Consider the following 17,228-nt stretch of genomic DNA (forward strand, 5'->3'; position numbering starts at 1 on the left):
TAAGGTAATACCAACCTGCATAAATCTTTGATCAATTTAACGAATTAAATTGCACTATAACGTCGTTAAAAATTTTTTATTTAGAACAAGGTATTAAAGCAAGCTATTCCATAACAGATATATTTTCAACATTAAACATGAAGTAAACTCATCTACAACTGTTCCAATCAGTTTTTTAATTACGTAAAAAATTAATTTTTTTAATCTTTAATCTATTTATAATAAAAACCCCTCCATTTAGCCATCTAGACGTTGAAACGCATTTTATATAGAGGTAGTATGTAGTTAATCTGAGCTGTATTTACTTTTCCCCATGAGAATTTTTAAAGATGATTGGCATTAAACATTTAAAAACCATTGCAACACTAAAAGAAACCGGTTCCTTGGTTAATACAGCACGAGAGCTATTTTTAACACAGTCAGCTTTATCTCATCAAATCAAGGATTTAGAGAATAAATTAGATTGCCAATTGTTTGAGCGTAAAACTCAGCCAGTGCGATTCACTCCACAAGGCATGCTATTGCTTGAACTTGCACACGAAATACTGCCTAAGGTAGAAGCAACTAAGTGCCGATTAAAAGAAAGTTTAAACCAGCCGATTTCTCAACTTAGCTTGAGCGTAGAATGCCATGCGTGTTTTCATTGGTTACTACCTACGATTAAAGAATTTAATAACTTTTGGCCCGATATAAAAATTGATTACGAACGCGGCTTTAGTTATGACGCTATTCCTGACTTACTAAGCGATGAACTCGACTTAGTTTTGACGTCTGATATACGTGAGCCAGATAAACTCGAATATGCCCATTTATTCGACTTTAAACTCAAACTTATTGTCGCTCCAGATCACGATTTAGCAAAAAAAGCCTATGTCACCGCGCTTGACTTAAAAAACGAAACCATTATTTCATACCCTATTCCACGTGAACGCCAAGATATTTTTAAACACTTCATTCAAAATGCACGGTTTGACGGCACGTTAAAAACGGTGGATCAAGGGCTGCTTATTTTTCAATTAGTGAGTGCTGGGATGGGCGTTGCTGCATTACCTGATTGGTTAGTTACCCCTTATGAAAGCCAAGGCTTAATTAAGTCTATTCCGCTAGGAGCACTTGGGCTTACTCGCCCTATGTATTTAGCGATGAAAAAAGACATGAAAGATAACCCTGTTTATCGTCACTTTTTAAATACGTGTAAGCTAAATAACGGTCGATAATCATCAATATAATAAGTAATATCGCTGTAATTAACCCTACAGCGTTTAACTCTTATGTTTGTTATTAAAAAAATGATTGGTGGCTTACTTATGCCACTACCTCTATTTGGTTTATTTGCGTGCCTGATGCTCCTACTCGCATTTAAAGGCCGCAAATCAGCTCTCTTCTTATCTACTTTAAGCTTAATTGTATTACTTGCATTGAGCACACCCTTTATCGCCAATTTAATTATCCAAAATAATGAACCTGCGTCGCTTGCATTTAATACCCTAAAGCATCCAAAAATAGACAAAATAGTTGTACTAGGTTGCGATATAAACCCAAATCCAGCTTTAAGTGCAAATAATCAACTAGGTAATTGTGCACTAACACGCTTAGTAGAAGGTGTAAAACTTGCCAAGCACTACCCTAATGCAGAGCTTATAGTTTCAGGCGGGGGTTATCAAAATACTACTAATAGCGGGCTTATGTATCAAACAGCGGTGAGTTTAGGAATTAATAAAAGCCGTATATTCCAAAATCCAAAAGCAATGGATACTGGTGAAGAAGCTAAGTTACTGGCATCAAAATTAGTCGACTTTAAAGTTGCGCTAGTAACATCTGTACTGCACATGCCACGCGCAACAAATCTCTTTAATGCTCAAGGCATTGAAGTCATAACTGCAGCCACTGATTATCATAATTTTGCAGCGCTGCCGTGGAGCAAACAGTTTATTCCCAATGCCCAAGCTTTACTCGTTGTTACACAATATAGTCACGAAGTAATAAGAAGTATTTGGATAGATATACGCCGCTGGATAAATCCAGAGGCGCTTTAATTCACACTACTAAGCTGATACTAAACAGGATTATCTATATCTATAAATGTCACGTCAAAGCCATGCTCTTGCTTGAGTAATTCACCCAAAGCTTTTACACCATAGCGCTCTGTTGCATGATGCCCTGCTGCAAAAAAATCAATATTTTGCTCACGAGAGCTATGAATTGTTTGCTCCGATGCTTCACCAGTTAAATAGGCGTCAATACCTTGCTCTGCAGCTAAATCAATATATCCTTGCCCTCCACCGGTGCACAGTGCAATGGTTTCAATCTTAGCAGCGCGTACTAAACTGATAAGCGGTGTGCGATTCAGCACTTTTGCAATTTTGTCTGCAAATTCTTCACCTGACAGTGGCGTTTTTAAATGCCCCTTCATCGCCACGCTATTTACAACAGATTCAAGTCCACCTTCTATTTCAATATCGAGTAACTTTGCAAGTTGCGCGTTATTACCTATTTCAGGGTGAACATCAAGAGGCAGATGATAAGCGAATAAATTAATATCGTTTGCTAATAATGCGCCTATACGGCGTTTTTTTATACCCGTAATTGGTTGAGATTCTCCTTTCCAGAAATAACCGTGATGGACCAAAATAGCATCTGCTTTTTGAGCTATTGCTGCATCAATTAATGCTTGGCTTGCCGTTACACCGGTTACAATTTTTTTTATCTCGTTTTTACCCTCAACTTGCAAACCATTTGGGCAAAAATCTTTAATTGTATGAGGTTTCAAAATGTCGTTTAATAGTTGGTTAAATTCTCGACGTTGCATATAACTTACCTTACTAAGTACTGAATTTTGTGCAAATTTTGGCGTTTATGGCGTAAAAATGAAAGGAAAATCTCAAAAAATTGAAAAACTGATTCAAAATAGGTATAAATACGTCTTCTTTATCTGTGTTCACAACGTATAGGGTCTCTGATGAGCAAACTAGACAAAACAGAAGTGTTATCTGCCTTTGAAGCAGCGTACGAAGCTGCCAATGGTAAAAAACCTGAAATCACAACTAAACCTGGCTGGTACAGCATTGATGGCGGTAAAAATTTACGCCTAGCTGATTTAGTAGAGCTGACTGAAGAATTAAGCTCTGGTAAAACAACACCAAAAGCGCCTGCTAAAAAAACTAAAACCAAAGCGGCTGCGCCTGTAAAAGCACAGAAAAAAGCCCCATTCACTGTTGTTACCGAAAATGAAGAAGGTTACACAGCGGAAGAGCTTTGGATTGTAATTTTAGCTCGTAAAGATCATGATTGTCGCTTACCGCGCGGTGTTGTTTAATCAACATTTATGATTTTTAAAAGAAACCGCGCTAAGCGGTTTTTTTATGCCTGCTATTTTCAAAGCTAAAAAAAGCGGCTAATAGCCGCTTTCAAAAGATCAAAATAAATTATAACTTTTCGAAGTAAAGTGGTTCGCGTTCTTTTTTGCCCACTTCATTCATTGTCTCTGCATTGAATAATCGGCCATTGATCATGGTGTAATCTACTTTATCCGAATCTCGAATATTTTTGAGCGGATCGCCATCTATAACCATTAAATCTGCCAGTTTGCCCACTTCAAGCGAGCCTACGTTTTTATCAAGCCCTAAATACTTAGCCGGATCGAGTGTTGATGCACGTATAGCCTCAAGCGGTGTCATTCCGCCTTGTGCAAACATCCACATCTCCCAGTGTGCACCTAAGCCTTCACGCTGACCGTGAGCACCTAAGTTAACGAGCACACCTAGGTCTTGCAGCTCAGCAGCAACGCGTGCGTTATTAAAGTGATTATAGTGATGATCGGGCGCTTTAATGCGGCGCATAGAGCGTGGTAATAATTGATTTTTAGGCACAAATTTACTTAAACGCGGATGATTCCACACATCAGTTTTATCGTACCAGTAATTTTCACCCCAAATGCCACCATAAGCGACTACAAGTGTTGGTGTATAGCCAACATCACTTTGCGACCATAACTGCTTTATATCGTCGTATATGTTCTCTACAGGGATTGAATGCTCAATACCTGTGTGTCCATCTACAATCATACTTAAGTTATGTTGTAATAATGAGCCGCCTTCAGGTACTACCATCATTTCAAGTTCACGACCTGCTTCAATAACTTGTTGGCGCTGCTCACGACGTGGTTGGTTATACGATTTAACACTAAACGCCCCTACTTTTTTAAGGCGCTCTAAATGAAATTTAGCATCGTCTAACGAGTCAATATGCGACGTATAACCTGGCATATTTGCGCCATATAAAATAGTACCGGTTGAGAAAATACGCGGGCCAACAATCATGCCTGCCTTTTGCATTTCACTCGCGGTAAATATTTCAGAGGTATCGTTTGATGGATCGTGAATTGTAGTGACACCTAACGCTAAACCTGCAAAGTTTTTCCAATTTTGCTCCGGTATAATTTCATCGCTTGCTTGCGAGCCATGAGCATGGGCATCAACAATACCAGGCATAATAGTTTTGCCTGTTACATCTATCACTTCAGCACCTTTAGGAATACTTATCTCGCTGGCTGAACCAATTGCTTTAATATGCTTGCCATCGGTGATAATTACACCATTTTCAATAACCTTTTCGCCGTCCATAGTAATAATTTTTGCACCAGTAAGCGCAATCATACCTTTAGGCTCAGCCATTTTTTTACTGAAACCGATATTATCGCCACTTTTCACTTTAAAGTCGGCATCTTCGGCTTTGTTAATAGCAAACATCCCCTCAAGGCTTGCATGATAAAGCTCAGGCCCTAATGTCCAGTAAAGCGTGTTGCTTTTAGCGCTCCAACTAATGTTTTCACCCGCACGCACCGATAGCTGCTCTATAGGGAACTGGCTATCTTTAGGCCCAATATTAATTGTTTTGCCATTTTCGACAAAGGGAGTCACAAATACTTTAAATCGCTCAGCAAACGCTAAATATTTGCCATCTGGTGATACTCTAAATTCTGTCGCATGTTCTGACTCGTACAGTTTACGAACTTTCTTACTTTCAAGCTCAACCATACTCAATGTGGGTTTTGGCCAAGGACTCATAATGTAAACGCGATCGTTTGCTGCACCAAATTGTGGTTGATAACCACTTTTTGAAATAAGTTCACTCTTTCCGCCTTTGGTGCTTACGCTGTAAACACCTGGATTAAGTGACCATTTAGGATTTAAAATACTGCCGCCAGTGGCTTTACGATAAACAACCGTCTTTCCATCTGGACTAAACGTTGCTTCTACATACTTGCCTGGCTGCGTAGTAATGGTATCGCCACGACCACTGCGAGCAGACACAACACGAACTGTGCCTTGCTTGTTATCATCCCATGTGGTGTACACTATTTTTTTACCATCGCGGGAGTACTGCGGAAATAATTCGTAATGATCAGTTTGCTTTGTTAAACGCTTAATTTTACCCGACTCTAAATCACGTTTATAAATATGCCCAAGCGCTTCAAAAATGGCCGTTTCGCCATCTGGGCTTACCTGCACATTTCGCAGCATTTTTACATCAAACTCATCAGTATCTAAGTTTTGTGTAAAGCGCACCGCTTTTTGGATTTTTTTAGTCGTTTGCACTTTAAAAGGAATGGTTTTTACCGATTTTTCAGCAACATCTAATGTGTGAATTGTACCACCAGCCCAAAATACCAGCTCTTTGTTGTCGGGTGTCCATGCAATAGTAGGATAAACCCCATGAATAGCCCATGTCTCTTGCATGTCACGCTCAAGCTTATCGTAAAGCTTAGTGTGCTCACCGCTGGTTAAGTCATATAAATAAAGACTAGTTTGAAAATCATCGCGTTTTATATAAGCAAGCTTTTTGCCATCAGGTGACGGCGTTGGTCTTATAGCACCACCCATGCCATCAATCACGGTTTCAATTTCGCCCGTTTCGCGGTCGTAACGTTTAATTTTATAAATACCCGCTACAGAATCCTTTGAATAATGAAAGGTTTTACCGGGTGTTGCATCATGCGAAAAATAGACATATCTGCCATTAGGTGAAAACATTGGCTCACCTAAATCTTTTTGATCGTTCTCACGCTTTGTCAGCTGTACACCTTTACCGCCTGCTTTATGGTAAAGCCACACTTCACCTGCACCGAGTGAGCGGCTAGCTGTAAAGTGTTTACGCGCAACTAAGTAATCACCATCTGGGCTCCATGCAGGGCTATTTAGTAATCTAAAGGTTTCGTCAGTAACTGCGTGTTGGTTTTCACCAGTTAAGTCCATAATCCAAATATTATCGCCACCCCCTTGATCTGAGGTAAACGCAATATTTTTGCCGTCAGGGCTAAAGCGAGGTTGCATTTGCCATGCAATATCAGAGGTGAGCTTTGTGGCTATACCACCACTCATTGGCATAGTATAAATATCGCCAAGTAAGTCAAATACTACCGTTTTACCATCTGGGCTTACATCAATATTCATCCAAGTGCCTTGCTCAACGCTAATTGCAGCGTCAACAAATTGCCCTTTAGGTGAATCTACTTGCCATTTTTGTTCATCTTTTTCAGCGGCATTCACTTGCCCTATCGCTAATGACACCGACAATGCCAATACTGTATGAAGCATTTTTTTCATGCGTTTCTCGCTTGTTATTGTTGCAGTAAAAACTATTTCATATGATTGCAACAAAAACAGGCGAAACTTACCAGTGTTATATGATAAAGCGCGGTTTATATAAGTTTAATGCCAAACTATAGGGTCAAATTGATAGTAATTAACGAGCATACTATAAATTTCAGGATCGTATCGTCGCAGCTCTGCGGGCTTTTCAAGAAAGGTTTCGGTGAGTACAGCAAAAAATTCAGCTTCGTTAGTTGCACCATAGCTGTGAATAACGTGTGGCATGCTATAAGCAACATGACTTTTCAACTGCGTAAACGCGCGGCTAAATACTCGGCCCCACTCCTTGTAATCTGCTGAGCTTTTTAAAAGTGGCGTGCCTGTTGTTTTACCTGTTTCTTGATCCAGTTGATGCGCAAATTCATGAAAAACTAAATTATGCCCATCACTTGGCAAGCGATTACCTTCAAGCACGTCATGCCAACTGAGTACTAGTGTGCCGCCAGGCCAAGACTCACCAAGCCTTACCGCATTATGGTAACTCACAAGCCCTGCACTATCGCGTGTTGATTGCGGGGCGTAATAAGCACTTGGGTATAATAAAATTTCTTTTACATTTCTATATAACGGCCAAGGTTTATTAAGCACTAATACACACGCATCGGCGGCAACAATTAACTTCATTGCAGACGTTAGCTTTAAGCCATCACAACCGACAAAGCGTTTTTCGTTTAAAAACCACGTTATGTGTCGCTCTAATTTTTCTCTGTCGGCGTCGGTCATTTTTTTATAGATGGGCATGCAACGCAGTAAAATATCTTTTTGCTGCGAATTTAAAGCAAAGTCTTTATATTTACTGCGCCATAATCGGTTTTGAATTGATGGCCAACGCCAGAAAATCACCACAAAAAGAATTAAAACAACAATTAACAGTCCATTTATCATGGGGATTTCCTGAGCTAAGGTATGGTATATAAATATGTCCAGCACACGTGCTTTTCAAGGATATAAGGTTATGTATTTGAATATAAAGTAATTCGAATTGTGTGACCTATAAACTACTTATAAATTACTTACTACTTTGCACTACCGTTAAAATGGTGACTTTTAAGATTAACCTTTGCAAAAGGTGTCAAATGTATTCTGCAATGTGTTTATAAATTTCGCTACATGCAAACCATCCATTAATGAATGGTGTACATCGATAGCTAAAGGCATTGTGCCTGTGTGTTTATCAAACTGACCAAATACAAATTTAGGAATACCCAAACTCTCCCCTTCACTAAATGCATGCGAAAACGCACTAAAATTCAGCCACGGCAAAACAGATATATGAATTAAATCAGCTTGCCCCTCTGTTTGGGCAAATGCATCAGAAAATAACGGCTGTTGTTTCGCTTTTTTGCTTACGTCACTTGCATGATTTGCAAACTCTTTAAAATCGCTTGCGCTATTAAAATAACTAAAAACAAACGTATCGTCTTCAGCCAGTTCCACCACACTTGCGCGAACACTGTTAAGTAGCCATGGTTGATTATCTATTATACGTAGCATTATTGAGTCGACCTTATGACACGCTTTTAAGGTGCAATATACATACGCTTGAAAAAAAGAAAATTGATTGGTTTTGCAATAGTCGTACAGTGCTTGAGCATCTAAACGCACACACACATTAAAATAAGGCTGAGAAAAGTGTTTAAATAATTCAAAGTGTTGCTTTCTAGGCCAATTATCTAAATCGATAGGCTGCATGAGAGAAGTTGAGGGAGTCATAATTTGCCGCACAAAATTAAAAATAAAGTGTACCGCTGTTCAATAACAATTGCATTAACTTACAGATAAACAAAAGGTGTGCAATTGCACACCTTTATTGCATTTTAGCTTAAATTTATAGACCGTTTTTGATGATCTCTTGCGCTAATTCGTCAGCAATTAAATGCGTAGATTTTTGCTCTTTTTCGCTTCGAGCAAAGATTTCCGTTAACGTATTAAAAATACCTTCAACATGTTTATTAGACGCTGCTGCACTGTAACCTTCTGGCGCTGTTTCGTAATAAACATTAATAATACCACCCGCGTTAATTACGTAATCTGGTGCATATAAAATGCCTTTTTCACGAATAACTTCACCGTGGCGAGACTCTGCCAGCTGATTATTAGCACAGCCTGCAATAATAGTCGCTTTTAAACGCGGTATCGTTAAATCGTTAATAGTTGCACCTAATGCACAAGGTGCATAAACATCAACATCTAAGTCGTAAATTTCATCAATGCCAACCGCAGTCGCACCAAAATCATTAACTACGCGATCAATTGCAACTTGGTTAATATCAGTTACAAACAACTCAGCGCCCGCATCAGCTAAATGCTTACATAAACCATAAGCAACAGCACCTAAACCTTGAACAGCCACTTTTACACCTGCAAAATATTGATGACCACGTTGATGCTGTAGCGCTGCTTTAATTCCTAAAAACGTACCGTATGCTGTAAATGGCGATGGGTTACCACTTTTACCTTCAAGACCCAATACGTAATTAGTTTCTTTATTCATAATAGCTACATCAGCACATGTGATGTTTACATCTTCTGCTGAATAATAACTGCCATTTAATCGCTCTAACTGGCGACCGAATGCACGAAATAACTGCTCAGATTTAATTTCTTTCGCATTACCTATAATTACAGATTTACCGCCACCAAATGGTAAGCGCGCAACTGCATTTTTATAAGTCATGCCTTTTGATAAACGTAGCACGTCGTAAACAGCATCTTCGTCGTTCGCATAATCCCACATTCTACATCCGCCAACTGCAGGACCTAGGTTGGTATTATGTACAGCAATAATTGCTTTTAAACCCGACTCTTCATCAGAACAAAAAACCACTTGTTCATGGTTATCAAATTCAACTCGATTAAACACAGCCACTTAAAATACTCCGAAATAGTTAACCCGTGAGAGGGTATGCGCGCTGGAAATTGTCGAGACTTTATCACTTCATATTCGTGTTCGCTACATTGACTGAAGATAAAACCAATGAAAAAACGCCATTGAATTAAATAATCAAATTTAAACTTTTAAGTAGATAAAAAATCCATAAAATAGCGATTAGTAAGTCTTAAAAACTACAGGTTAAAGTAATTATATAGTTCACGTTTACGTGAACGTAAAATCATTATTGTGTGTAAAGTTTAGTATACAAGTGCTACTAACCCGCCACATACTGCTGCCTATAGGTTTTCAGTAAAAAGTGAGTTTTCCCGCAAACTGGTCAGAGCTGTAGGCTTGATAACAACCCTATTTGAAAAAACAAAAAAGCGAGCACTCGGCTCGCTTTTCTAATGCATAACTTGCGTTATTTTAACTTACTATCAAGCTCTTCAATTTTAGCTTTCCAGATTGCAGGGCCTTGCGTGTGCGCATTAGCGCCTTCACTGTCTACTGCAACGGTCACTGGCATATCTTCAACTTCAAATTCATAAATAGCTTCCATACCTAAATCTTCAAAAGCAACTACGCGTGCTTTTTTAATCGCTTTAGATACTAAGTAAGCTGCGCCGCCTACAGCCATTAAATAAACAGACTTATGTTGTTTAATAGATTCAACCGTTGCAGGGCCACGTTCAGCTTTACCGATCATGCCTACAATGCCTGTTTTTTCTAGCATCATATCGGTAAATTTATCCATGCGAGTGGCTGTTGTAGGGCCTGCAGGACCTACTGCTTCATCACGTACCGCATCAACAGGACCAACGTAATAAATAAATTTATTATCAAAGTCTACGCCTTTTGGTAAGCCTTCACCTGAATTGATCATATCTTGCAGACGTTTATGCGCTGCATCACGACCTGTTAAAATAATGCCTGAAAGTAAAACGGTTTCGCCCATTTTCCATTCTTGAACATCTTTTTTAGTCAGTGTATTTAAATCAACACGACGTGTGCCTTCGCCTACTTCAAATGTTACTTGTGGCCAATCTTCCAGCTTAGGTGCTTTTAAATTAGCAGGGCCAGAACCGTCAAGCGTAAAATGTACATGGCGAGTTGCCGCGCAGTTAGGGATCATTACTACAGGTTTTGAAGCTGCATGCGTTGGTGCTGTTTTAATTTTAACATCAACAACCGTTGTTAAACCGCCTAAGCCTTGTGCGCCAATACCTAATTTATTAGCACGTTCAAAAATTTCTAAACGCAATTTTTCTTCAGTTGTTTCTGCGCCGCGCTCTATTAACTCGTGAATATCAACTGGGTCCATTAACGACTCTTTAGCCATTACTGCCGCTTTTTCAGCCGTACCACCAATACCTATTCCTAGCATGCCAGGTGGACACCAACCTGCGCCCATTGTTGGTAGTGTTTTTTCTACCCATTCAGCTACATCATCTGACGGGTTTAGCATAACCATTTTACTTTTGTTTTCAGAGCCGCCGCCTTTAGCCGCAACCATGACTTCCACTTTACCACCCGCTACTAAATCAATATGCACAACCGAAGGCGTATTATCTTTCGTGTTTTTACGCGTACCAGCAGGGTCTGCAACAATAGATGCACGTAAAGGGTTATCTGGATTCAAATATGCACGACGAGTACCTTCATCAACCATTTGTTGAACGGTTAAGTCTGTTTTATCCCACTTAACATCCATACCTACTTTAACAAAACAGGTAATAATACCGGTATCTTGGCAAAGTGGACGCTTGCCTTCGGCCGACATGCGTGAGTTAATTAAAATTTGTGCAATGGCGTCTTTAGCCGCTTTACTTTGTTCTTTGTTATACGCTTTTTCGAGTGCTTGAACAAAATCAAGTGGGTGATAGAACGAAATATATTGTAATGCATCTTCAATGCTATCAATAAAGTCTTGCTGACAAATTGTACTCATAGTGGTTCCTTAAGTTACCGTTACGCGTTGTCGCGTAATCTAAATCAAACCGGTGACGGTGGTTTGCACTGTTTTTTACAGCTTAGTGCTGCCAAAAAATTTGACTTATGATACCCTCCCAGCCCGTTTCGAGCCAGTTCTTAAAGGGGCAGTAAATGCTAAACAATAAAAAAAATTGTATTAAATTAGGCATAACACAAAACTGCATTGACGTTTTTGCGCATTTTTCACATTTGCCTTATGCAATTCTATTAGATTCTGCAAATAGTAATCATATAAACAGCCGTTTTGATATTATTGCCATTGAGCCGCAAAGTACCCTTGAAGTAAAAAATAATAAAAGCTTTTTAAATAATATAGAAAGTAGTGATAACTGCTTTGAAATTATGAACAATGAGCTTTCGCATCTTGATAAAACAAAAGCCGATTACGATTTACCCTTTAACGGCGGCTGGCTTGGTTATCTTGGTTACGACCTAGGCCGTACAATTGAAAACATGCCTACAATTGCTATCGAAGATATTAATCTTCCGCAAATGGCTATTGGTCTTTACTTAGATGCCCTTATTTACGACAAGCAGCAACAAAGCTGGTTTTATGTATCGCAGCCAAATACCGATCGATTAGCGCTTTATCAGCAATATTTAAATACACACGTTAAATCTCAAGTTAATACGCAGTGCTTTGCCCTAAACAGCGACTGGCAATCAAATATGAGCAAAACGGAATACGCTGCAAAATTTGCCCAAATTGAGGAGTATTTAAAAAGTGGTGATTGCTATCAAATTAATTTAGCACAGCGCTTCAACGCTCAGTTTGAAGGCTCCCCTTGGGCAGCTTATATTAAACTACGTGAAGCAAATAAAGCGCCGTTCTCAAGCTTTATAAATCATCCACAAGGGGCTATTTTATCAATTTCTCCTGAGCGCTTTATATCTGTAAATAATAACGTTGTAGAAACAAAGCCTATTAAAGGTACATTACCGCGAAAAGCGGACGCGCTGGAGGATCAACGCCAAGCCCAAATACTCGCAGCATCAGCTAAAGATCGCGCTGAAAATGTCATGATCGTTGATTTACTGCGTAACGATTTAAGTAAAGTAGCAAAACCAGGCAGCGTTCACGTCCCTTCCCTTTTTGCTATTGAAACCTTTCCGGCAGTGCATCATTTAGTGAGCACGGTAACCTCAGTACTTGACGAGGGTAAAACTGCAGTCGATCAGCTAAAAGCGGCTTTCCCAGGTGGCTCAATCACCGGTGCGCCCAAAATTAGAGCGATGGAAATAATTGAAGAACTAGAACCACATCGCCGTAGTATTTATTGTGGTTCAATTGGTTATTTAAGTGCGTGTGGAAATATGGACACCAGTATCACTATTCGCACATTGGTGTGCCACAAAACGCAAATTTACTGCTGGGCCGGTGGCGGAATAGTCGCTGATTCTAAAGTCGAATTGGAATATCAAGAAACTTACGATAAAGTAAATAAAATCCTCCCTTTATTAAAACAGTAGGTCGCTTTGAATAGTGAACACATTATGGCGCGGTTTCTGTTAAGCCCTACAGCTGCGCCAAACCAGTTAAAAGATACGCGTAAAAAACGCGCGAGCGCCGTGATGCTACCAATTATTGATGTAGATAATCATGCGCATATTTTATTGTGTAAACGTCCTACTTATTTACACCATCACCCAGGGGAGATTTGTTTGCCCGGCGGCAAATTTGAAGTAAGCGACATAACTCTTCGCACCACAGCACTGCGCGAACTAAAAGAAGAGCTAAATATTGCCCAAAACAACGTTAATGTATTAGGCCACTTACCTGAGTATTCAACCTTAACGGGTTTTAGTATTAGCCCCTATGTAGGTTTACTGAATAAAAGTACCACGTGGGAAAATGACTATAACGAAGTGCAAGCGAGCTTTTTACTGTCTATTACTGAGCTAAATAACGAAGCTAACTGGCAACCCCTGCCTTTTCAACGATTTGGAAAAACTGTAATATTGCAAGGATTTAAAACACCCCATGGATTACTCTGGGGTGCTACCGCAAGTATTATAAAAAACTTTACAAAACAACTCGCCCTACCAGTTTAAATCTTTGTTATTAGTAGTTACACAGTCACAATTCCACGTTATCATACTCGACCGTTCAAAGAGCAGCTTAGTGCTGAGAAACAAAGTAGAGACACACATTATGATCAGTGCATTTGATATGTTTAGCATCGGTATTGGCCCTTCGTCGTCGCATACCGTTGGCCCAATGCGCGCATCACGCTTATTTGTTAATGAACTCCAAGAAAAACAATTATTAGCAAATGTTACCGATATTAAAGTAGAGCTTTATGGCTCACTAGGTCAAACAGGCGTAGGCCATGGCTCAGGTAAAGCTGTAATACTTGGCCTGGCTGGTTACGATCCTGAAACAATAGATGCCGATTTAGTCGATGATATTTTAGCAACTATTGAAAAAGATCAGGTTATTTATTTAAACCAAACACACAAAGCAAAGTTTCCAAAACAAGGCGCAATTGTTTTTCATCGTCGCAAAACGCTTCCTAAGCATTCTAATGCAATGGAAATTATCGCCTCAAACAACGGCGAAAAAATTTACAGCAAAGTATATTACTCTATTGGCGGTGGCTTCATTGTTACTGACGAAGAGTTTGAAAACGAAAAACAAGCAGCCCTCGATATTAGAGAAGAAAACCCCGCCCCTTTTCCATTTGGTAGTGCAAAAGAGTTACTAGAAATGTGTAAAGAGTCAGGGTTGAGTGTTTCAAGCTTGATGATGAAAAACGAAAAGACACTGCGCACTGAAGACGAAGTAAAAGACACACTGTTCCATATTTGGCAAGTAATGATGGCCTGTATCGACCGTGGTATGCGTACCGAAGGTATTTTACCCGGTGGCTTAAAAGTAAAGCGTCGTGCGCCAAGCTTATACTTAAAACTAAATATAGAAGTCAGTAACGATCCACTGCGTGCAATGGATTGGGTTGATTTATTTGCTCTTGCAGTTAACGAAGAAAATGCGGCTGGTGGTCGTGTAGTAACCGCCCCAACCAACGGTGCTGCGGGTATTTTACCCGCTGTACTTATGTACTATCACACGTTTGTAAAAGAAGTAGACCGCGATATCGCCACGCGTTATTTGTTAACGGCCGCTGCTATTGGTATTTTATATAAAAAGAATGCCTCTATTTCGGGTGCCGAAGTAGGTTGCCAAGGTGAAGTTGGCGTAGCGTGCTCAATGGCAGCCGGTGCATTAACTGAAATTGTTGGTGGCAATGTAGTGCAAGTAGAAAACGCAGCAGAAATTGGCATGGAGCATAATTTAGGTCTCACCTGCGACCCTGTTGGTGGCTTAGTGCAAGTTCCATGCATTGAGCGTAATGCAATGGGCGCTATTAAAGCAATTAACGCTTCACGTTTAGCTATACGTGGCAGTGGCGAGCAAAAGGTATCACTTGATAAAGTGATAAAAACCATGCTTGAAACTGGCAACGATATGAAAACAAAGTACAAAGAAACCGCTCGCGGTGGGTTGGCCGTTAACATTATCGAATGTTGATCTGCTCTCTATAAAAAGAAAAAGCCGCCTATTTTAAAATAGGCGGCTCTTTTATTATTCGTTCAATATAGTGACATTATTTAACGGGTAACTCTATATCTGCAAATAACTTATCTACGTCATCTTGGTTGCGTAATAAACTTGCTCGCTCTACTCGCTCTTTAGTTAAGTGCGGGGCAAAACGTTCTATAAAATCATACATGTAAGTACGCAAAAAACTACCCTTTCTAAAGCCAATTTTGGTTGTACTTGCTTCAAATAAGTGACTCGCATCAATACACACTAAATCGGTATCGCTCACTTGATCTATCGCCATAGAGGCAACAACACCTACGCCTAACCCTAAACGTACATACGTTTTTATAACGTCAGCATCGGTTGCGGTAAATACAATATGTGGTTCGAGCCCATGTGCACTAAATGCTTTGTCTAGCTCTGAGCGCCCCGTAAAACCAAATACATAGGTTATAAGTGGATATTGAGCAATATCAGCCACAGTTAAACTATTTGCTTTTTTAGCTAATGGATGATCTTTAGCGACAACAATACTGCGGTTCCAATGGTAGCAAGGCAACATAACTAAATCTGAATACAAATGCAGTGCTTCTGTTGCAATAGCAAAGTCGGCATCACCGCGTGCTGCTGCATCTGATATTTGTTGCGGTGTACCTTGGTGCATATGAAGTGATACTGCAGGGTATTTTTTCATAAACCCTTGAATAACATTCGGAAGCGCATAACGCGCTTGGGTATGAGTCGTAGCAATATTTAACTTACCCTGATCTGGTAGCGTATGTTCATTTGCGACTGCTTTTATACCTTCGACCTTCGATAAGATTTCACGTGATATATGAATAATTTCTTTACCCGCACTCGTTACATGCGTTAAATGTTTACCGCTGCGACCAAATATTTGTACTCCCAACTCATCCTCTAGCATTCGTACTTGTTTAGAAATGCCGGGCTGTGAGGTAAATAAGCTCTCAGCAGTGGCTGAAACATTTAGTTTATGATTTTGTACTTCTACTATGTATCTGAGTTGTTGTAATTTCATGGCTGCATATTTTAACGTTGTTATTCATATTATATATAAAGGCAATAGGTGTTATGTCCAAGCGTTATTCTACTTTAATCGTAGTTTTAGGCCAGTGTGTTTGCATTTATACGTCTGGAGCTCAAGGCTAGCACAATAAATATACTTCAGATAGCAATGATTATTCCGATTTATCTTATAATTGCGTAGACTTTCAATACATTATTAGTCTATTTTTAAGTTAATCATTGTAAAACTACCCCGTTACCATATATTTAATGTAAGATTAATTAATTAGCTTATGAATCCGAGAATTACAACATGATCGTTTCTATTATAATAGTGCTTATAGTTGCACTGATTGTGATTGCGCTTTGGGTTAATGCAGTTCAGCAACACAAAGAAAAGCAAGAAGGCAAACGTCGCAAAGAGCTTACAAAACAAAAAGCGATAATAGAAGAAACCGAAGAAGCATTAATGAACAATGCTAATATTCCGTTATCGGAACACATTATAAGAGTATTGCAACGACGTATTTATGAAGCACTTAATACCATGGTTATTAACTCGCCGGGCTCTAAAGCACTAAAAAGCCGTTTAACCGAAGCAAAAGAACACCTATCAAGCAATATTCAAGGTAATAATAGTGATGCACTATCTATTCCTAGTAACGATAAACAGCTTGTTGGCCTTATTCAAGGTATTAAAAAACTACGTGCAATTTTACGATCAGAGCATGCTAAGGGTAGAGTTGATAGCCAAGTTTTTTCAGGAGAAGACAAACGTCTTGAAAGGCTTCAGCTTAGAATAAACATAGAAAGCCAAATTAAACGCGGCGTATCTGCACAAGCGGCGAGCATGGTTGGCTCTGCAAGACAATATTTTGAAAAAGCCTATGCAACATTAAACTCTGTTTCATTCGCTGATGAGTACGTAACAGCAAAGCTTCAAGAGGTTGAGGGTTATTTAGAGGCGATAAGCGTTGAGCTTAGAGCTTCGAACGCCACAGCACTTAAAAAGAAAAATGAGCAAGAGCAAGACGATTTAGATGTATTATTTGCCCCTAAAAAGAAATGGTAAGCATTTATCTTTTTTAGTTAAGCCCATACAATTATATGGGCTTTTTTATGGTCAGTTGTTAATATTCAT

Annotated in this window: 14 protein-coding genes; 7 read left to right on the plus strand and 7 right to left on the minus strand. The window is 39.4% G+C overall.

The genetic code is table 11. The features are described from left to right. Window positions 1-329 precede the first annotated feature (329 nt). Window positions 330-1,217 carry a LysR family transcriptional regulator gene (locus CWB66_RS01275; RefSeq protein WP_077537653.1) on the plus strand — a complete coding sequence of 296 codons (888 nt, stop codon included), beginning with the start codon at window positions 330-332 and terminating at the stop codon, window positions 1,215-1,217. 54 nt (window positions 1,218-1,271) lie between these two features. Further along, window positions 1,272-2,036, plus strand: a complete 765-nt coding sequence (locus tag CWB66_RS01280) for a YdcF family protein (RefSeq protein WP_138584037.1) — start codon at window positions 1,272-1,274, stop codon at window positions 2,034-2,036. Window positions 2,037-2,056: 20 nt separating this feature from the next. Here CWB66_RS01280 and CWB66_RS01285 read toward each other — a convergent pair whose 3' ends face one another. After that, window positions 2,057-2,809 carry a Nif3-like dinuclear metal center hexameric protein gene (locus CWB66_RS01285; protein WP_077537651.1) on the minus strand — a complete coding sequence of 251 codons (753 nt, stop codon included), beginning with the start codon at window positions 2,807-2,809 and terminating at the stop codon, window positions 2,057-2,059. Window positions 2,810-2,959: 150 nt separating this feature from the next. On the opposite strand from CWB66_RS01285, the gene CWB66_RS01290 reads away from it, so the two are divergent. Continuing rightward, window positions 2,960-3,316 (plus strand): hypothetical protein, encoded by a 357-nt coding sequence (locus CWB66_RS01290; protein WP_096792834.1) that lies wholly within the window; start codon window positions 2,960-2,962, stop codon window positions 3,314-3,316. 109 nt (window positions 3,317-3,425) lie between these two features. On the opposite strand, the gene CWB66_RS01295 is transcribed toward CWB66_RS01290, so the two are convergent. The 5 genes from CWB66_RS01295 to CWB66_RS01315 all read right to left on the minus strand — a co-directional run bounded on the left by CWB66_RS01295 (window position 3,426) and on the right by CWB66_RS01315 (window position 11,473). Further along, window positions 3,426-6,605, minus strand: coding sequence for an amidohydrolase family protein (locus CWB66_RS01295; protein ID WP_138584038.1), 3,180 nt, complete (start codon window positions 6,603-6,605; stop codon window positions 3,426-3,428). Window positions 6,606-6,710: 105 nt separating this feature from the next. Continuing rightward, window positions 6,711-7,535 carry a M90 family metallopeptidase gene (locus CWB66_RS01300; RefSeq protein ID WP_138584039.1) on the minus strand — a complete coding sequence of 275 codons (825 nt, stop codon included), beginning with the start codon at window positions 7,533-7,535 and terminating at the stop codon, window positions 6,711-6,713. A gap of 168 nt (window positions 7,536-7,703) precedes the next feature. Continuing rightward, window positions 7,704-8,342 carry a chloramphenicol acetyltransferase gene (locus CWB66_RS01305; RefSeq protein WP_138584058.1) on the minus strand — a complete coding sequence of 213 codons (639 nt, stop codon included), beginning with the start codon at window positions 8,340-8,342 and terminating at the stop codon, window positions 7,704-7,706. A gap of 136 nt (window positions 8,343-8,478) precedes the next feature. Continuing rightward, on the minus strand, window positions 8,479-9,519 hold the full coding sequence (locus CWB66_RS01310) for a Leu/Phe/Val dehydrogenase (RefSeq protein WP_138584040.1): 1,041 nt from the start codon (window positions 9,517-9,519) through the stop codon (window positions 8,479-8,481). Between the two features lie 427 nt (window positions 9,520-9,946). After that, a complete protein-coding gene (locus CWB66_RS01315) occupies window positions 9,947-11,473 on the minus strand; it encodes a fumarate hydratase (RefSeq protein ID WP_138584041.1) in 1,527 nt (508 codons plus the stop codon). Between the two features lie 155 nt (window positions 11,474-11,628). On the opposite strand from CWB66_RS01315, the gene pabB reads away from it, so the two are divergent. From pabB to CWB66_RS01330, 3 genes are all read left to right on the plus strand, one after another. After that, window positions 11,629-12,987: an aminodeoxychorismate synthase component I gene (gene pabB / locus CWB66_RS01320; RefSeq protein WP_138584042.1), complete on the plus strand. Its 1,359-nt coding sequence runs from the start codon at window positions 11,629-11,631 to the stop codon at window positions 12,985-12,987. 6 nt (window positions 12,988-12,993) lie between these two features. Further along, a complete protein-coding gene (locus CWB66_RS01325; protein ID WP_138584043.1) occupies window positions 12,994-13,569 on the plus strand; it encodes an NUDIX hydrolase in 576 nt (191 codons plus the stop codon). A gap of 100 nt (window positions 13,570-13,669) precedes the next feature. Beyond that, entirely contained in the window at window positions 13,670-15,046 is a 1,377-nt protein-coding gene (locus CWB66_RS01330) for an L-serine ammonia-lyase (protein WP_077537642.1), read from the plus strand. A gap of 76 nt (window positions 15,047-15,122) precedes the next feature. On the opposite strand, the gene cysB is transcribed toward CWB66_RS01330, so the two are convergent. Then, window positions 15,123-16,100: an HTH-type transcriptional regulator CysB gene (gene cysB / locus CWB66_RS01335; protein ID WP_077537641.1), complete on the minus strand. Its 978-nt coding sequence runs from the start codon at window positions 16,098-16,100 to the stop codon at window positions 15,123-15,125. 300 nt (window positions 16,101-16,400) lie between these two features. Between cysB and CWB66_RS01340 the strand changes: the two genes are divergently transcribed. Further along, window positions 16,401-17,159: a hypothetical protein gene (locus CWB66_RS01340; RefSeq protein ID WP_138584044.1), complete on the plus strand. Its 759-nt coding sequence runs from the start codon at window positions 16,401-16,403 to the stop codon at window positions 17,157-17,159. Window positions 17,160-17,228 lie beyond the last annotated feature (69 nt).

Source organism: Pseudoalteromonas sp. S558, assembly GCF_005886635.1.
GTDB lineage: Bacteria > Pseudomonadota > Gammaproteobacteria > Enterobacterales > Alteromonadaceae > Pseudoalteromonas > Pseudoalteromonas aliena.